The organism is Leyella lascolaii, from assembly GCF_900079775.1.
Lineage (GTDB): Bacteria > Bacteroidota > Bacteroidia > Bacteroidales > Bacteroidaceae > Prevotella > Prevotella lascolaii.
This window is the reverse complement of the sequence record NZ_LT556049.1, coordinates 481,214-498,072: the sequence shown is the minus strand read 5'-3', so window position 1 is coordinate 498,072 and position 16,859 is coordinate 481,214. Positions and strand designations below refer to the sequence as shown.

12 protein-coding genes are annotated in these 16,859 nt (G+C 53.7%); 7 read left to right on the top strand and 5 right to left on the bottom strand.

Annotated elements, in window-relative coordinates; translation table 11 throughout:
• Positions 1 to 96: 96 nt before the first annotated feature.
• Positions 97 to 327, bottom strand: coding sequence for a hypothetical protein (locus BN4609_RS12220; protein ID WP_068856905.1), 231 nt, complete (start codon positions 325 to 327; stop codon positions 97 to 99).
• Positions 328 to 589: 262 nt separating this feature from the next.
• Here BN4609_RS12220 and BN4609_RS12215 point away from each other — a divergent pair, with 262 nt between their 5' ends.
• The 3 genes from BN4609_RS12215 to BN4609_RS12205 all read left to right on the top strand — a co-directional run bounded on the left by BN4609_RS12215 (position 590) and on the right by BN4609_RS12205 (position 3,857).
• Positions 590 to 1,021: a SufE family protein gene (locus tag BN4609_RS12215; RefSeq protein WP_068856904.1), complete on the top strand. Its 432-nt coding sequence runs from the start codon at positions 590 to 592 to the stop codon at positions 1,019 to 1,021.
• A gap of 67 nt (positions 1,022 to 1,088) precedes the next feature.
• Positions 1,089 to 3,233 carry a hypothetical protein gene (locus tag BN4609_RS12210; protein WP_068856992.1) on the top strand — a complete coding sequence of 715 codons (2,145 nt, stop codon included), beginning with the start codon at positions 1,089 to 1,091 and terminating at the stop codon, positions 3,231 to 3,233.
• 84 nt (positions 3,234 to 3,317) lie between these two features.
• Positions 3,318 to 3,857 (top strand): RNA methyltransferase, encoded by a 540-nt coding sequence (locus tag BN4609_RS12205; RefSeq protein ID WP_068856903.1) that lies wholly within the window; start codon positions 3,318 to 3,320, stop codon positions 3,855 to 3,857.
• A 117-nt stretch (positions 3,858 to 3,974) separates the two neighbouring features.
• Here the strand turns inward: BN4609_RS12205 and BN4609_RS12200 are convergent, their stop codons facing one another.
• The gene (locus BN4609_RS12200; RefSeq protein WP_068856902.1) at positions 3,975 to 5,057 is read right to left on the bottom strand and encodes a phosphotransferase enzyme family protein; all 1,083 of its coding nucleotides are present in this window, start codon (positions 5,055 to 5,057) and stop codon (positions 3,975 to 3,977) included.
• 416 nt (positions 5,058 to 5,473) lie between these two features.
• On the bottom strand, positions 5,474 to 5,638 hold the full coding sequence (rd, locus tag BN4609_RS12195; protein ID WP_021994018.1) for a rubredoxin: 165 nt from the start codon (positions 5,636 to 5,638) through the stop codon (positions 5,474 to 5,476).
• Positions 5,639 to 6,091: 453 nt separating this feature from the next.
• Between rd and BN4609_RS12190 the strand changes: the two genes are divergently transcribed.
• On the top strand, positions 6,092 to 8,602 hold the full coding sequence (locus BN4609_RS12190; protein ID WP_068856901.1) for a ribonucleoside-diphosphate reductase subunit alpha: 2,511 nt from the start codon (positions 6,092 to 6,094) through the stop codon (positions 8,600 to 8,602).
• A gap of 163 nt (positions 8,603 to 8,765) precedes the next feature.
• Positions 8,766 to 9,815, top strand: coding sequence for a ribonucleotide-diphosphate reductase subunit beta (locus BN4609_RS12185; RefSeq protein ID WP_068856900.1), 1,050 nt, complete (start codon positions 8,766 to 8,768; stop codon positions 9,813 to 9,815).
• Between the two features lie 147 nt (positions 9,816 to 9,962).
• Here the strand turns inward: BN4609_RS12185 and BN4609_RS12180 are convergent, their stop codons facing one another.
• Positions 9,963 to 11,183: a hypothetical protein gene (locus BN4609_RS12180; RefSeq protein WP_164071687.1), complete on the bottom strand. Its 1,221-nt coding sequence runs from the start codon at positions 11,181 to 11,183 to the stop codon at positions 9,963 to 9,965.
• A 1,695-nt stretch (positions 11,184 to 12,878) separates the two neighbouring features.
• On the opposite strand from BN4609_RS12180, the gene BN4609_RS12175 reads away from it, so the two are divergent.
• Positions 12,879 to 13,184: a hypothetical protein gene (locus tag BN4609_RS12175; protein WP_164071686.1), complete on the top strand. Its 306-nt coding sequence runs from the start codon at positions 12,879 to 12,881 to the stop codon at positions 13,182 to 13,184.
• Positions 13,185 to 13,372: 188 nt separating this feature from the next.
• Here the strand turns inward: BN4609_RS12175 and BN4609_RS12170 are convergent, their stop codons facing one another.
• Complete coding sequence (locus tag BN4609_RS12170; RefSeq protein ID WP_068856897.1) at positions 13,373 to 14,443, bottom strand: LacI family DNA-binding transcriptional regulator; 1,071 nt, start codon at positions 14,441 to 14,443, stop codon at positions 13,373 to 13,375.
• 1,017 nt (positions 14,444 to 15,460) lie between these two features.
• Here BN4609_RS12170 and uxaC point away from each other — a divergent pair.
• The gene (uxaC, locus tag BN4609_RS12165; RefSeq protein WP_068856896.1) at positions 15,461 to 16,858 is read left to right on the top strand and encodes a glucuronate isomerase; all 1,398 of its coding nucleotides are present in this window, start codon (positions 15,461 to 15,463) and stop codon (positions 16,856 to 16,858) included.
• Position 16,859: the final 1 nt, after the last annotated feature.

Sequence of the window (16,859 nt, the reverse complement as noted above, 5' to 3'; positions counted from 1 at the left end):
TTCATCACAACGCGCCAAAACCCGCGTATTTGCCGGACGGAGCACATCCTGACGCGAATACGCGGGTTTTGAGCGTTTAGGATATCGGTCTGGCAGTCAGCCGTTTATGCTTTCGCACCTGTCGGCAAAGCCTTCCGTGCCCTGCGGAAGAGGCTTTTTCATATCACCGGAAAGCCCGTTCCGCACCACAAGACACACCATACCGCACACCGGAAAAGCCCTTTCTGAGGCGCGGAAGAGCCCGTTCCGTCCCGCAGACGCCTCTTTCACGCTCCACAGCTCCATGCGTCCGGATGCGGAAGAGCCCGTTCCGCATCGGTCAGCCATGCCGGAGGAGCGGTCCGGATTTCTCTTTCACGATTTTCCGTTGTCAAAACATTTTACCATAAGAACGCATATTTATGCACTTCCGCACCTCTCCTCCACCCCGCTCCTCACATGCCTGCGCCCCACGCGGAAGCCCCGCACGACCTACAGACGCCCGGCTGACGCTCCCACACCGCAATTATTCGCCGCAACAGGACGTATATTGAAAAAAAATGACTAAGTTTGCATTATATATCTTACAAACATAAACGCACATAAGACAATGACAATAAACGAAGCACAAGACGAAGTGATAGAGGAGTTCGCAGGATTCACCGACTGGATGGACAAGTATCAGATGCTCATAGACCTCGGCTCGGAGCTCGAGCCGCTCGACAGCCGCTACAAGACCGAACAGAACCTCATAGACGGCTGCCAGAGCCGCGTGTGGCTCCAGGCTGACTACGACGGCAGCGTGATAACGTTCACGGCAGACAGCGACGCGCTCATCGTCAAGGGCATAATAGCACTGCTCATACAGGTGATAAGCGGACACACACCGGAAGAGATACTCTCCGCCGACCTCTATTTCATAGAGCGCATCGGACTGAAAGACCATCTCTCGCCCACCCGCTCAAACGGTCTGCTCGCTATGGTGAAGCAGATACGCATGTACGCGCTGGCTTTCAGCAGCAATGGAAAAGGCGCGCAGTGACTCCCTGCACAGGCACAAGACATACTCACTGCAATCAAGACAAAACAAACCTGAACATACTACAGCAATGAAAAGACTGCTCATACCGCTGGCACTCGCAGCCATCGCCGTAGCCGCTCCGGCACAGCAGAAGCGAGAGAAAACGACGTTCCAGACGTCAGGTAAGTGGAAACCCGTCACCGACATAAGGGCTGACGTGGTGATGGTGTACGGAACGGACGACCGTCCGGGACTCACCTTCAGGCAGAGGGTGCAGTCGTGGCGCGACAGGGGCTACACCACGCACTTCATGACCGGCATCGCCTGGGGCGGATATCAGGACTACTTCACCGGCAAATGGGACGGCAAGTGGCATCTGGACGAGGGACAGAAGACCATGAAGGGCGACACCATATGGCACGGACACCTCATTCCCTACATCGTGCCGACAAAGAACTACCTCAAGTATTTCAAGGAACGGCAGATCAGACCCGTCATCGACGCGGGAATAGACGCCATATTCCTCGAGGAGCCGGAGTTCTGGGCGCGCAGCGGATACAGCGAGTCGTTCAAGCGCGAATGGAAGGAATACTACGGATTCGACTGGCGTCCGCAGCACGAGTCGGCTGAGAACACCTATCTGTCGAACAAGCTCAAGTATCATCTTTACTACCGCGCGCTCGACGAGGCGTTCACCTACGCCAAGCAGTACGGACGGGAGAAGGGCATGGACGTGCGCTGCTACGTGCCCACACACTCGCTGCTCAACTACTCGCAGTGGCAGATAGTGTCGCCGGAAGCGTCGCTCGCGTCGATGGAAAGCTGCGACGGCTACATAGCGCAGGTGTGGACAGGCACGTCGCGCGAGCCCAACTACTTCAACGGCAAGGCGCGCGAAAGGGTGTTCGAGACGGCTTTCCTGGAGTACGGCTGCATGGAGTCGATGACACGCCCGACGGGTAGGAAGATGTTCTTCCTCACCGACCCGATAGAGGACCGCGCCAAAGACTGGCAGGACTACAAGCGCAACTATCAGGCGACGTTCACCGCGCAGCTGCTCTATCCGCAGATAGCCGACTACGAGGTGATGCCGTGGCCCGACCGCATATACGAGGGTCTCTACCGCGTGAGCGCGTCAAGCGACAAGAAGGCACGCATCCCCCGCTTCTACTCCACACAGATGCAGGTGATGATAAACACGCTCAACAGCATGCCGCTGTCCGACAACCGTGTGAGCGGATCGCAGGGCGTGAGCGTGCTCATGGCAAACTCGCTCATGTTCCAACGCTCTCCCAGACCGGTGGAGGGCTACGACGACCCGCAGCTCAGCAACTTCTACGGAGAGGCTCTGCCCCTTCTCAAAAGGGGAATACCCGTCTCCGTGGTGCACATAGAGAACACAGGATATGCCGACACGTGGAAGAACACCAAGGTGCTGCTCATGTCCTACTCAAACATGAAGCCGCTCGACGCTGCCTACCACAAGAACATAGCGGAATGGGTGGGCAATGGCGGACAGCTCATATACAGCGGACGCGACGACGACCCTTACCAGAGCGTGCTGGAATGGTGGAACAAGGACGGCAACGCATACAAGGCTCCGTCGGAGCATCTCTTCGAGATGATGGGCATGCCGCGCAATGCCGCGGAGGGAACCTACACGTATGGCAAGGGCAAGGTGTACGTCCTGCGGCACGACCCCAAGGAGTATGTGCTGGAGAAAGGCGGCGACGCCAAGCTCATGGAGACCGTGAGGAAAGCCTACGGCAAGCTCGACATAAAGAATTCGTTCTATCTTGAGCGCGGATGCTACACTCTGGCGGCTGTCGTGGATGAGAGTGAGGCGGGCGACTGTCCGCTCACTCTGAAAGGCTCTTTCATCGACCTGTTCGACCCCGAGCTGCCCGTAGTAGAGCAGAAAACCGTAAAGCCCGGCGAACAGGCGTTCCTCTTCAGCATCGCAAGGGTGAAAGACAAGAAACAGCCACAGGTGCTCGCCGCAGCGTCAAGGCAGTATGACGAACAGCGGACGGCTAAGAGCTACTCGTTCACGGCAAAGAGTCCGGCTCAGACATCCAACGTCATGCGCATCCTCCTGCCCTCAAAGCCGAAGAGCGTGAGGCTCGACGGCACGAAGACAGACTCGTGGAAGTGGAACCGCGCAGACCACAACACTCTGCTGCTGAAGTTCGAGAACAATCCCGACGGCGTGAAGGTCGATATAGAATGGTGACACACCTGACAACATGAACATACATAAAGCCTGTGGAGCCGGCGTTTTCCGCGCCGCTTCACAGGCTCTACACATGAACGAAAGATGAGAAAACTGAGAACGATAGAGATGCGGCGGCTCACGATAGACGAGTTCAAACAGTCGGAGAAACTGCCGCTCACGGTGGTGCTCGACGACGTGCGGTCGCTGCACAACGTGGGAGCGGTGTTCCGCACGTGCGACGCCTTCCGCGTGGAACGGGTATGTCTGTGCGGCATAACGGCGACACCGCCAAACGCGGAGATACACAAGACAGCCCTCGGAGGAGAGGACTCGGTGGACTGGACCTACCATCCCACGGCGGCGGAAGCCGTCAGAAGCCTGCACGACGCGGGCTATGTGGTGGCGTCGGTGGAGCAGGCTGAAGGCTCGGCAATGCTCGACCGGCTCACTCTCGACCCCTCGCGCCGCTACGCGGTGGTGCTCGGCAACGAGGTGAAGGGCGTCAGCCAGGAGGTTGTGGACCTCTCCGACATGTGCATAGAGATACCGCAGTTCGGCACGAAACACTCGCTCAACGTGAGTGTGGCGGGCGGAATAATAATATGGGAGTTCGCGAAGCTGCTGATGAACTCAATAAGGTGACGGTTTCTGAAAGTCGGATACGTCATCAGACATATGTATGCCCGGCATCATCCGCCATATTGTTCTGCGGATGATGTCAGCAAAGCCATGAAACGCCGGAATACAATTTATAAATTCCTACAGGCACGACTCCACAAAGGCACGCATCTCTCCGGCATGCTCCTCCGCGCTCTGCAACAGTCTGAACTGTGCCCGCGCGCGCACAAGATTGTGCTCCTCATAGCGTGTCTTGTAGTATGTGTCGCCGTTGATATAGTCGGTCAGGAACCTCACACACTGCATATAGGGGAACAGCGCGGCGGCGTAAGGCAGGCGGGATGTCTCCGCCGGAAGCAGGAAAGAGCGCGCCTCAGCGATGTATCCACGCGTAAACGCGCGGAAGATGTCCATGTCGAAGCTGACGTTTGCGGGGTCGGGGTCGTCCTCGAGTCCTGTGTTCGCCGCCGAGCGGAGGAAGTCGCCGTAGTCTGAAAAGATAAAGCCGGGCATCACCGTGTCGAGGTCTATCACGCAGAGCACGCTTCCGTCCTCGTCGAACATGATGTTGTTCACCTTCGTGTCGCAGTGGCACACACGCTTGGGAAGCACGCCCTCGCGGTGCAGACGCTCGGCTTCGCACATGTCGAAGGCGCGTTTCTCCAGTTCGCCGAGCAGGTCGCGCACGCCACTCACACGTCCGGCGGCGTCGTTAGTCACCGCGTCGTCGAGCTGGCGGAGGCGCAGTTCCATGTTGTGGAAGTCGGGAATGATATCGCCCGGCATCTCCCCAATGTCGGCGAGCATTGCCTCGAAGCGTCCGAAAGCCGTTCCGGCACTGTAGGAGTGGGCTGTGTCCACCGTGTCGAACGTTCTCGCACGCGGTATGAACACCGTCATGCGCCAGCAGCTGCCGTCCTCCCTGCGGTAGGCTTTGCCGTCGTCCGCCATGACCACAGTGAGCGTCTTGCGGCTCAGGTCGGTCTCTCCCGCCTCGCGGAGCTTGCTCCTTATGTGTCCGGTCACGCTGATGATGTTGCGCTGGAGCATGTCCACGTCGGTGAATATATCAGTATTTATGCGCTGCAACACATAGTCGGGAGTGTCCTCTCCGGCTGTTGTCACCTTGTAGGTGTCGTTTATCAGTCCGTCCCCGAGCGGCTTCACACTCACCGGTGTGCCCTTTATGAGAAAATGTGATGCTATATGTAAAAGGTCGTTCATAATAATATCGGTTACAGGTTATCCCGAATCAGTCATCAGACTTCCATTCTTTTTTCGTGCTGCTGTCAGCCGGATTGTATCCTGCTTTACCGAAGATGTAGCGGGATACATCAAGAAAAAGCAGGATACAAGATGACGGCAGCAGTGCGGAAGAAGGATGAAGAGCTGACAATAAACCTTAAATGTATAATCGGCGTTCTGATGACCGATTCGGGATTATATTGTTTACAGTTTCCATTCCGCGCATTCCGCACAGACGCGCCAGCCCCGCCTATGTCATGAAAAAGCCGTTGCCGTGTGTCGTAAGCCACCGTCCGCGCGTGCAGAAACAAAAAACACGCGGTGCCTCCTTTTGATGGAGAGCAGCGCGTGTCATACCGAATTTGAATACAGTCTGTCTGTTTTCCACAACCGTATCAATCCTCCACCGGAGAGAAGTCGTCCTTACCTACTCCGCAGAGCGGGCATACCCAATCGTCGGGTATATCCTCAAACGCTGTTCCGGGAGCTATGCCGCTGTCTGGATCGCCCACTTCCGGGTCGTATACATATCCACATGTCTCACATACATACTTTTTCATAATTTTCTTTTCTGTTAATCTGTTACTGCGACAACGGCGCCATTCGTTGGCGACGCCCGCACTCGCAAAGATAGACATTTATCGAACACAGCCACATCAGGAACTCTCTTTTTTGTATATTTTAACAACACGGGAGGTCTTTTGTGATATTATTGCGCCTTTATCGTAAAACTCCCGTCTGTTTTAACGTGCATTTTGCCGTACCGCACCATTCCGGCAGAGCACGGAAGAGGGTCTGTTCCGGTATGATATAAAAACGTTCTGAATAACTCCAGGCATACGTATAAAGTTATTGTTCGTATTGTCGGTTAATTTCAAAACAGTTTTGTAATAATTGCATTTTTCTTATCTTTGCACCTGAAAAACGGAACTCCGGAAACAGAAAGCAAGCTTTCTTTCCACCCGTTTGCTCTATATAAAAAAAACACACACATAATTCATCACGATACACTCATGCTTATAACAAAAAGAAACGGGACAGAGGAGTCCTATAACAGGGAAAAGATAGCTGTCGCAATAAAGAAAAGCTTCGCCAGCACAGGGCGGGACGCCGTTGAGGAAACAATACGGGAAATGGTCGGTAAGGTGGAGACCTTCGTACTGGCAGACGCCAACAACCGCAACGTGGAGCGCATACAGGACGAGGTGGAACGCTGTCTGATGGAACACGGGTTCTACGCTGAAGCCAAGAACTACATCCTTTACCGCTGGCAGCGCACCGAACGCAGGAAGGCACTCAATGATATCGTCACCGGAACAGGCAAGCCACTGATGGCTGAAATGCTTAAGGAGATACAGGAAGACTTTGCCGGAAAGGAGTACAGCCTGACGGTTCTGGCAAAGAAGTTCGCTGACATCTGCAAGCCGGGAATGACTCCGGACGAGCGTCTCTCCGCCCTTATCAAGGCAGCGGTGGAGCTTACCACGCAGGAGGCACCTGACTGGGAGTTCATCGCCGCACGCCTTCTTAACTTCCGGCTTGCCGAGAAGCGCGCGGCGGTCTCGGGCAAACAGTCATTCTATGAGAAGCTTGTCTATCTCACAGAAGAGGGTCTGTACGGAAGCTATATACTTGAGTCATACTCGCGGGAGGAAATAGACGAGGCGGCGGGATTCATATGTCCCGAACGCGACAAGCTTCTGAACTACTCCGGACTCGACCTTCTTGCCCGTCGATATCTCATCCATACACACTCCCACGAGCCCCTTGAGTCGGTGCAGGAGATGTATCTTGGCATTGCGCTTCACCTCGCGATGCCGGAGAAAACCGACCGCATGCTATGGGTGAGAAGATTCTACGACATGCTGAGCAGGCTCGAAGTGACCATGGCTACGCCCACCCTCTCCAACGCACGCAAGCCCTACCATCAGCTGTCAAGCTGCTTCATCGACACCGTGCCCGACACTCTTGAGGGCATATACCGCAGCATAGACAACTTCGCAATGGTGAGCAAGTTCGGCGGAGGAATGGGTATGTACTTCGGAAAGGTGCGTGCCGCAGGTGGCAACATAAGAGGTTTCAAGGGCGTGGCAGGCGGAGTGATAAGGTGGATGAGGCTCGTCAACGACACCGCCGTAGCCGTAGACCAGCTCGGAATGCGCCAGGGAGCGGTGGCGGTGTATCTCGACGTGTGGCACAAAGACCTGCCTGAGTTCCTCCAGCTGCGCACAAACAACGGCGACGACCGCATGAAGGCGCACGACATATTCCCCGCCGTATGCTATCCGGACCTCTTCTGGAGGATGGCGAAGGAGGACCTCAACAAGCCGTGGCACCTTTTCTGCCCGCACGAGATAATGACTTTAAAGGGCTATTGTCTGGAAGATTACTACGGCGAGGAGTGGGAAAAGAGATATCTTGACTGCGTGAACGATGCGCGCCTTTCACGACGCACGATAAGCATAAAGGACATTGTGAGACTCGTGCTGAGGTCGGCTGTGGAGACGGGAACGCCGTTCACGTTCAACCGCGACACCGTGAACCGCGCCAACCCCAACGCACACCGGGGCATGATATACTGCTCGAACCTGTGCACGGAGATAGCGCAGAACATGTCGGCGATAGAATATCTGTCCACTGAGATACGTACGACAGACGGCGACACGGTGGTGGTGAACACCGTAAAACCGGGTGATTTCGTGGTGTGCAACCTCGCCAGCCTCTCTCTCGGACACCTTCCTCTGGAGGACGAGACGCAGATGAGGGAGAAGGTGGCTACCGTTGTGCGCGCTCTCGACAACGTGATAGACCTGAACTTCTATCCCGTGCCCTACGCCAAGATAACCAACCGCCACTACCGGAGCATAGGTCTCGGTGTGAGCGGCTATCATCATGCGCTTGCCATACGGGGCATACGATGGGAGAGCGACGAGCATCTGGCGTTCATGGACGAGGTGTTCGAGCGCATCAACTACGCCGCGATAGAGGCGAGCGCGGAGCTTGCCCGGGAGAAAGGAAGGTACGACTACTTCGAGGGAAGCGACTGGCAGACAGGCGACTATTTCGTGAAACGCGGATACACTTCAGACCGTTGGAAGAGTCTTTCCGCCAAGGTGGCTGACTGCGGCATGCGCAACGCCTACCTCCTCGCAGTAGCCCCGACAAGCAGCACGAGCATCATTGCAGGCACGACAGCGGGCACCGACCCTGTGATGAAACGCTTCTTCCTCGAAGAGAAGAAGGGTGTGATGTTCCCGAGGGTGGCTCCGGCACTGTCTGACAAGACTTTCTGGACATACAAGGGGGCTTACCTCATAGACCAGACATGGAGCGTGCGCGCCGCAGGAGTGCGACAGAGACACATCGACCAGGCACAGAGCCTCAACCTATACATCACCAACGACTACACCATGAGGCAGGTACTCAACCTCTACACACTTGCCTGGGAGTGCGGGGTGAAGACCATCTACTACGTCCGAAGCAAGTCGCTGGAGGTGGAAGAGTGCGAGAGCTGCGCGTCATGACGGGTGAGGTGAACAGGCTTTTCATATGAAAGCATATCTCATTATATATGAGAATATATGTCAATACAGATATGATTGAATCACGGTATACATGAGAGTGCGCCACGTTTTAAATTTGAAAAAACAGCAAAAAACATAAACAGACACAGAACAACACACACAAATGGAGACAAAAAGACTCAAACGCAACGCCCTGTTCAATCCTTCGGGCGACACGGAGATACGCCTGAGGAAAATGATAGGCGGCAACACGACAAACCTGAACGACTTCAACAACATGCGCTACAAATGGGTGTCAGACTGGTACAGGCAGGCTATGAACAACTTCTGGATACCGGAAGAGATAAACCTTTCGCAGGATGTGAAGGACTATCCGAGGCTCGACAACGCCGAAAGGGAGGCTTACGACAAGATACTGAGCTTCCTCGTGTTCCTCGACTCGCTGCAAAGCAACAACCTGCCTACCATAAGCGAGTATGTGACAGCCAACGAGGTGAACCTCTGCCTGCACATCCAGGCGTTCCAGGAATGCGTGCATAGCCAGAGCTACAGCTACATGCTCGACAGCATATGCAGCCCCGAGAAGCGCAACGAGATACTGTATCAGTGGAAGACAGACGAGCATCTGCTGAGAAGAAACACCTTTATAGGCAACTGCTACAACGAGTTCCAGGAATGCCAGAACGGCTTCACGCTGATGAAGACTCTCATCGCCAACTACATTCTCGAGGGCATATACTTCTACAGCGGGTTCATGTTCTTCTACAATCTGAGCCGTAACGGGAAGATGCCGGGGTCAGCTCAGGAGATACGTTACATCAACCGCGACGAGAACACTCACCTGTGGCTGTTCCGCAACATCATACTTGAACTGAAGAAGGAGGAGCCGGAGCTCTTCACTCCAGACAAGGTGGAGACTTACAAAGCGATGATGACGGAAGGGGTGGAACAGGAGACCGCATGGGGCGAATATGTCATTGGAGACAACATACAAGGGCTTAACAGACAGCTCATACGCGATTATATACGTTATCTGGGCAACCTCCGGTGGAGCAGCCTGGGCTACGGCGCGCTGTTTGAGGACAACCTGAAAGAGCCTGAGAGCATGCAGTGGGTGTCGCAATATTCCAACGCGAACATGGTGAAGACCGACTTCTTCGAGGCGAAAAGCACGGCTTACGCCAAGAGCACCGCACTGGAGGACGACCTGTAAAGCACTGCCTGACCGTAAACGGCAGCTCCCACACACAAGAACACACCCGAAGCGGCAGCCAAGCCGTTTCGGGTGTGTCGCGTTATTACCGTATTTTCAACATTCCGCCGCTGCCACGACACGATGCGTGAGGCAGTCTCCGGAATGTCATACAACAAAGTCGGGGAAGAGCGTCCCTGCCCAGTCGTCATAGAACGACGTGCCGAGGCGCAGGCTTAATATGTCATACGTGACGCAGAACTTAAGGTCGCCCTGCCGCTCGTATGCCATGAACTCCTTACCGAACGACGCGAGCATCTTCGCGGAATCGCTCTCCGGAGAGGCGGCGCACTGAGCCTTGACATATCTGAGACACAGCAACGGGGCGAACTCCTTGTCCAGACACGCGCGGTATTTGTCCGCAGCCGCACGCACGAGCCGCCCCACCTCCTCACGGCTTGCGCCACAGCTGAGGTCTATCGCAGCCCGCGCCGCGCTCCAGTCTCCGTTGTAGGGGAACATCTTCTCGCCTTTCGCGGCAAGTGCCTTTGCCTCATCCATCCTGCGCGTAGCCGCATAGGCTTCCAGCAACCGCCACATATCGCTCTCTGAGAGGGTTCCGTCCGCAGCACCCGAACCAAGCGACGAGATGCGTGCGAGACAGTCTTTGTATGTGGCGGAAGCGCATACCGTCCCGCCTGTCATGCCGTCATCCGCATACAGGAACGACTCCATGAAACAGCGTACTGCCTTCTGACGGCTGAAATCCTTTATGGCAAACTCCACCATCCGGGTGTGTGGCAGACGTCCGGAAGCCTCTCCCTGTCGGTTGGCACGCAGGTCGGCAAGAGCCTCGTCCTTCATTCCGAGCAGACACTTCAGATTGAGCAGGAACGACGTGCGCGCAATGTCACCTGCCTTCCGGGGCTCACGCTCACAGTCGGAAAGCGACTCTCCCAGCAGCCGCATGCCCTCACCGTTCTCTCCCATCTTCAGCATCGCCATGGCTCTCATGTATTTCCATTCGCCCTGAAGCCCGCTGAACGCAAGCGCACGGGCAGCTACGTCTCCGGCTCTGTCATACTGCCGCATGTCCATAAACCGCCGATAGAGACTGTAGCACAGCGTGTCGTTGCGCTCTCCGCCACTGAGCAGCCCGGCGAGTCTGTCCGCCTCCCGCTCACACTCCGCGTAAGCCGACACGCCACCTTGCTTTCCGTCCGACCGCACACCGTACTCACTGCCTGCGTCAAGTCCTGTCAAAGGGTCGTCCGCAAGTATCCGGAAGCTGATGTTTCCACCCTGCGCACCATGCGCCATGCCTGTCATGCCACATAGAAAGAGTGCGGTGCAAATCTGCAATAAACCTGTTTTTGCTTTACATTTCATATGTTACGTATTAATTAAAGTTGGTGTTTACGTAATAATAGTACGATGTAAAAATGTCCTACAATATCAAATCGGTTTATGAGTAGATGTTCAAAATTAACCGATATGACAATATTAATCATATGTTATCTATATCTTTGCCTCATCCTGTGCGCTGTTCAGGTCTTCATTCCAAAGTCTCATCGGCCGTGTAGCCCGCTACACTCCCTCTTCAGACTTTGAAATGCAGCTCCTGAACAGCACCCAATATGATGGCAATTAATTCTGAACATCTACTCAGAAAAGTATCAGAATGAAACATGACACGGCATGGTTGCCGGTTTCATCTTTAATAACGGAGCGGCGACTGTTTTATTATGCATCGCTTGGATGTTTTTTCCTCCCGTGTGGACCGGTTGTCGTCATGAGGCGATATTTGCCCACCGGCACGAATGAAAGAAAGCGTCCGGTTTATATTGACAGTCTTCACATATCCGCACCATATTGTAGAGATTGTGAGAAAAACAGTATAACGTCAACTCGCTGAGAATCGCGCACAGACCAACACGACACGCCCCGCCACCGTATACGCGAATTTTGAAGCGATGAAATCAAACATTTCATATCAGCATATTCAAAAACCCGCCACATAACACGTCGGTTTTGAAGAGACAGCATAAACCGTTGTATACCAGCATATTGAAAGAACCGCCACCGCATCCGTCCGTTCCCGACGCGCGAAAAAGCCTTTCCCACGCTGCGAAAAAGCCCGTATCACATCCTCATATAGCCTTTTCCGCACGCCAATATGGGATTTTCCACACGCCCATACAGGCTATCCCGCATCATATAACACCATGCGTGAGTTATTCACACACCGTAAAAAACACCATAGAAGAGCACAAATACGGACATTCATATGATTTTTAAGGTATAAAAGACGAGACATGTCATAACACCCCCAAGCCACAACATCCCAAATAAAACACCTTCACGCCTCCCCCATTCCTATTTTACGAAAAAACAATGTCAAGATTTTTTACTTTCCGTCCCCTACACATCACGCCGCAACCAGAGCACCCCACGCGCCCCACTCCACCACATCAAACCAACGGCGTCCGCCCAGTAGAGACGCAAAATCTTGCGTCTCCCGTCCAGCCAATACCAATACACCCATCCAATAATCCGCTGGCAATAACAGCATATATCCCCTGTAGAGACGCAAAATCTTGCGTCTCCCGTCCTACCAACGCCAATACACCTATTCAATAAACCGCTGACAATAGCAGCATATAACCCCTTGTGAGACGCAAAATCTTGCGTCTCTACTTTTGCAAACAGCGGAGTTTTTAATGAATCAGACATGTTAAGGCACGTCATACAGTGTCCAAACTTGACGTAATCCAATGTCTTCCGATTATTGTTCCCGTTTTGTGAAACACAGCAGAAGTATTATTCCAATCGTAATCATCCTAACATTGATGTGCTGTTTTCAAAAACATTGCCAGTGAGAGCAATGAAAGCTTGTTCTCAAATTGCCTAGCGCAGCTTGTTTTATTGCTAAAAAAACACAACAGCATCTACCGTTTCACTTATTTATTTATATATTTGCATAATATAGGATGCGCCTCGGTGACATCAATATCGGTAAAACCCGGTTTTCCTGTATTGCCGCCGCACCCGCCTTTCATTACATTTACATAAATCATTACGGATATGAAAACAATGCTCACAATATTATTCATGTCAGTAATATGCGGCAATCTGGTCACCGCACAGACGGCTGGCGTCACTGTGACGGACACAGCCTGTGACACACTGAAAACGGAGAATGATGACAGTAAGGCAAAGGCGGATGCCTGCCGGCGCATTTTCATTGACCGTGGAATGGTGAGACGTGACACCACAGTGCGCAGAATAATTGACAGAAAGGCGTTCACATTAAAGAGATACGACTCCTTCCGCGAAAAGATGAAAGAGCCGTGGCTCGGCGGATTGTTGAAGGACATACTGTTCAGATAGGACTACTACAACCTGGCGTCAGCCCAGTAGAGACGCAAAATCTTGCGTCTCCCATCCTACCCATGCCAATACACCCATTCAATAATCCGCTGACAATAGCAGCATATACTCCCTTGTGAGACGCAAAATCTTGCGTCTCTACTTTTGCAAACAGCGGTGTCGGGCTGACATTCCTGCCGCTGCGACACTCATATGAGCACCGGACGGTAGAAGTCAGCGTTGTATCTCGTGAGTATATCCATAGGAAGGAACGTGTCACGCTGTACGGGAGGGACATGGTATATAAGGTGGTTTATCACTGTCTGGGCGCACAGCGAGAGGATGTTCTCGGTGTGCTGGGTGATGAGAAACTTCACCGTGCCGTTCTCGAGCGCGCCTACATTGCGCGGCAGATGGTCGAACCCGATGAGCACCGTACTGCTGTCGCGCCCCTCCTGTTTGAGATATTCGGCAATGAGATGCACGCGCGAGTTGAACGTTATGATGTGTCTCACGTCAGGATGAGCCACGAAGAAGCTGCGGAGCACGGTGCGGTTGTACTCCCGGTCGTAAGGATGTATGTAGAGATGTATAAGCTCCGTATGCGGCGCATGTTCCTCAAGATACTGTCTGAAACCCGCATAACGGCTCTCGGCGGAGTTGTTCGGGCTCTCCATGTCCTTGTGTATGCGGAACACCGCTATCTTGTCCGCGCTGCACCTGTCTGTGAGCAGGTGAGCCGCCAGATAACCGCTGCGCATCATGTGCATGCCGAAGTAGGCGAGATAGGTGCAGTCCGGCAGGCACGAGTCTATCAGGAGGCAGGGTATGTCGCGCGCGTGCAGCTCGTCCATGATGGCACGGGCGCGGCTCTGGAAGGTCGGAGCCATCACCACGGCGTCGGGACGCTGCTCCATCACACGGGCGAAGCACTCGTCCATAGACCGCTCGGAGAACAGGTCGTACTTGAACATCTGTATGCTTATGCGGAACGGCTCCGCCTTCTTCTGCGCTGCCGTTATGCCCTTGGCTACAAGGTCCCAGTATTCGCCGGGAGCGTATTCGGGAATCATGCACACCATGACATACCTCTTCTGCGAGGCAAGCAGCGACGCATGCATATTGGGTTTGTAGCCTATCTGCCGCGCTATCCTCATCACCTTCTCACGACTTGCCTCCGACACTTCGCCCCGGTTGTGCAGCACGCGGTCCACCGTGCCCTTCGACACACCGGCAAGTGTGGCAATGTCTTTTACCGTTATGCGTTTCTCTTCATTCATTACAGAAGCGTTTTGATGCTTTTTTCGTCAAGCCCTACAAATATAGCACATAATTGTCATATATAACGTCAAAAGTCCGAAGATGTTTCATTTTAAAGTCAATAAAGCCCGATATGCGGTCATACTCCACACCTATTGCGTGCATATATTGGTATGGACTGACCGTAGATGAGGATATAATCAAGTCCGATATTCGCTGCCACTAAAGTAGAGACGCAAAATCTTGCGTCTCACGAGGGGTTACATGCTGTTATTGCCAGCGTTGTATTGAATGAGTGTATTGGTATGGGCAGGACGGGAGACGCAAGATTTTGCGTCTCTACTTGGCTGACGCCGTTGGGTATGATTGATATTTTCATGGATGATATACGCTGTTTGCAAAAGTAGAGACGCAAAATCTTGCGTCTCACAAGGGGGTATATGCATTGTTGTCGACATACTATTGCGTGCGCAAGTCGGTATGGGTTGCTCGTGAGACGCAAGATTTTGCGTCTCTACAAGGGGGATATGCGTTTATTGGCAGAACATTATTGCGTAGCGAAATAAGTCATGACAGCTTCCACCTTTCACGATACAGCCATCCACATGTTTGGAACAGGAGATACAAAAACCGTCCGGTGTCAAAGCACTAAAGGAGCGGAGAGCCGTTAATAAAACAAGGAAACCGCATTGGAGGCTATTCCATAGCCCGGTAACAAAGCCTCCTCCACCCGACGGACGGGTGCCGATGGCATATCGGGAACAGCTCTTTTCCGTGCACGGGCACGCAGGACGCACCACGAGGATGTATTCAGACGTATCGGGATACTGACGGGAACGGTGTGCAATCATGTATATATCACATTATCAACGCATTACCGCATAGACACACCCCATTTCCTTACGCACCGCAGGCATGCGACAACGGCATTACGGGAAATATTAAAGTTATTTAAAATAGAATAATCGTGCACGAACACGGAGAATTATATTTATATTTGCCGACGCTAAGTTTATTTACCACATAACAATCAGTAAATGTTCATAAACAACGACTTCATGCTGACAAACGACGCCGCGCGCGAGCTCTATCACACAGCGGCGGAGCATCAGCCCATAATAGACTACCACTGCCATCTCGACCCCAAGATGATTGCGGAGAACCATCAGTTTGACAATCTTGCCGAGATATGGCTCGGAGGCGACCACTACAAATGGCGCGCCATGCGCGGAAACGGCATAGACGAGGAATATATCACGGGCGGAAAGAGCGACTATGAGAAATTCGAGAAGTGGGCGGAGACCGTCCCCTACACCATGCGCAACCCGCTGTATCACTGGACGCACATGGAGCTGAGCCGTGTGTTCGGCATCGACACCATACTGAAGCCGTCAACGGCGCGCGAGATATACGACGCATGCACAGCCATGCTGCGCACAGAGGAGTTCCGCGTGCAGAACATACTGAGGCGATTCCGCGTGGAGGTGGTGTGCACGACGGACGACCCGGCTGACTCGCTGGAGCATCACGCCCGGCTGAAAAGCCATCCCATAGGCACACGGGTGTATCCCGCATGGCGCCCCGACAAGGCGCTGGGCATAGACTGTCCGGCTGCGTACAGGGCATACATGGAGAGGCTCGGAGAGGCTGCCGGGATGGTGATACGCTCATACACCGACCTGATAGAGGCTCTGCGCAGACGCCACGACTTCTTCGCCACGCTCGGATGCAGGGTGTCAGACCATGGCATGGACAACTTCTACGCCGACGACTACACCGAGGCGGAGGTGAGCCGCGTGTTCGCGAAGGTGATGGACGGCAAGACACCGGACTCCGGAGAGACATCAATGTTCAGAAGCGCGCTGCTCCACCAGCTGGCGATAATGGACTGGGAGAAAGGCTGGGCACAGCAATATCACATAAGCGTAGTGCGCAACAGCTCCACCCGCATGTACCGCAAGCTCGGACCGGACACAGGGTTCGACGCCATCATGGAGGTGAACTGCTCGGTTGCCGGACACCGCTTCTTCGACCGTCTCGACCGCGAGGGGAAACTCACGAAGACCATACTCTACAGTCTTAATCCGAAAGACAACGAGGTGCTCACCACCCTTGCCTACACCTACAACGACTCGACGGTGGCAGGAAAGATGCAGCTGGGTTCGGGATGGTGGTTCCTCGACCAGGAGGACGGCATGCGCAGGCAGATGAACACACTCTCGGCTATGGGACTGCTGAGCCGCTTCGTGGGCATGCTCACCGACTCGAGGAGCTTCCTGTCTTATCCCCGCCACGAGTATTTCCGCCGCATCCTGTGCGACCTCATAGGCGAGGACATAGAGGCGGGAAAGCTTCCGCGGAGCGAAATGGACTTCATCCGGCAGATGGTGGCGGACATTTCGTACAACAACGCAAAACGTTATTTCAACTTCTGAA

Coding starts and splice junctions, on each gene's coding strand:
- BN4609_RS12220 (WP_068856905.1), bottom strand. CDS start 327: ATGGCTGACCGATGCGGAACGGGCTCTTCCGCATCCGGACGCATGGAG.
- BN4609_RS12215 (WP_068856904.1), top strand. CDS start 590: ATGACAATAAACGAAGCACAAGACGAAGTGATAGAGGAGTTCGCAGGA.
- BN4609_RS12210 (WP_068856992.1), top strand. CDS start 1,089: ATGAAAAGACTGCTCATACCGCTGGCACTCGCAGCCATCGCCGTAGCC.
- BN4609_RS12205 (WP_068856903.1), top strand. CDS start 3,318: ATGAGAAAACTGAGAACGATAGAGATGCGGCGGCTCACGATAGACGAG.
- BN4609_RS12200 (WP_068856902.1), bottom strand. CDS start 5,057: ATGAACGACCTTTTACATATAGCATCACATTTTCTCATAAAGGGCACA.
- rd (WP_021994018.1), bottom strand. CDS start 5,638: ATGAAAAAGTATGTATGTGAGACATGTGGATATGTATACGACCCGGAA.
- BN4609_RS12190 (WP_068856901.1), top strand. CDS start 6,092: ATGCTTATAACAAAAAGAAACGGGACAGAGGAGTCCTATAACAGGGAA.
- BN4609_RS12185 (WP_068856900.1), top strand. CDS start 8,766: ATGGAGACAAAAAGACTCAAACGCAACGCCCTGTTCAATCCTTCGGGC.
- BN4609_RS12180 (WP_164071687.1), bottom strand. CDS start 11,183: ATGAAATGTAAAGCAAAAACAGGTTTATTGCAGATTTGCACCGCACTC.
- BN4609_RS12175 (WP_164071686.1), top strand. CDS start 12,879: ATGAAAACAATGCTCACAATATTATTCATGTCAGTAATATGCGGCAAT.
- BN4609_RS12170 (WP_068856897.1), bottom strand. CDS start 14,443: ATGAATGAAGAGAAACGCATAACGGTAAAAGACATTGCCACACTTGCC.
- uxaC (WP_068856896.1), top strand. CDS start 15,461: ATGTTCATAAACAACGACTTCATGCTGACAAACGACGCCGCGCGCGAG.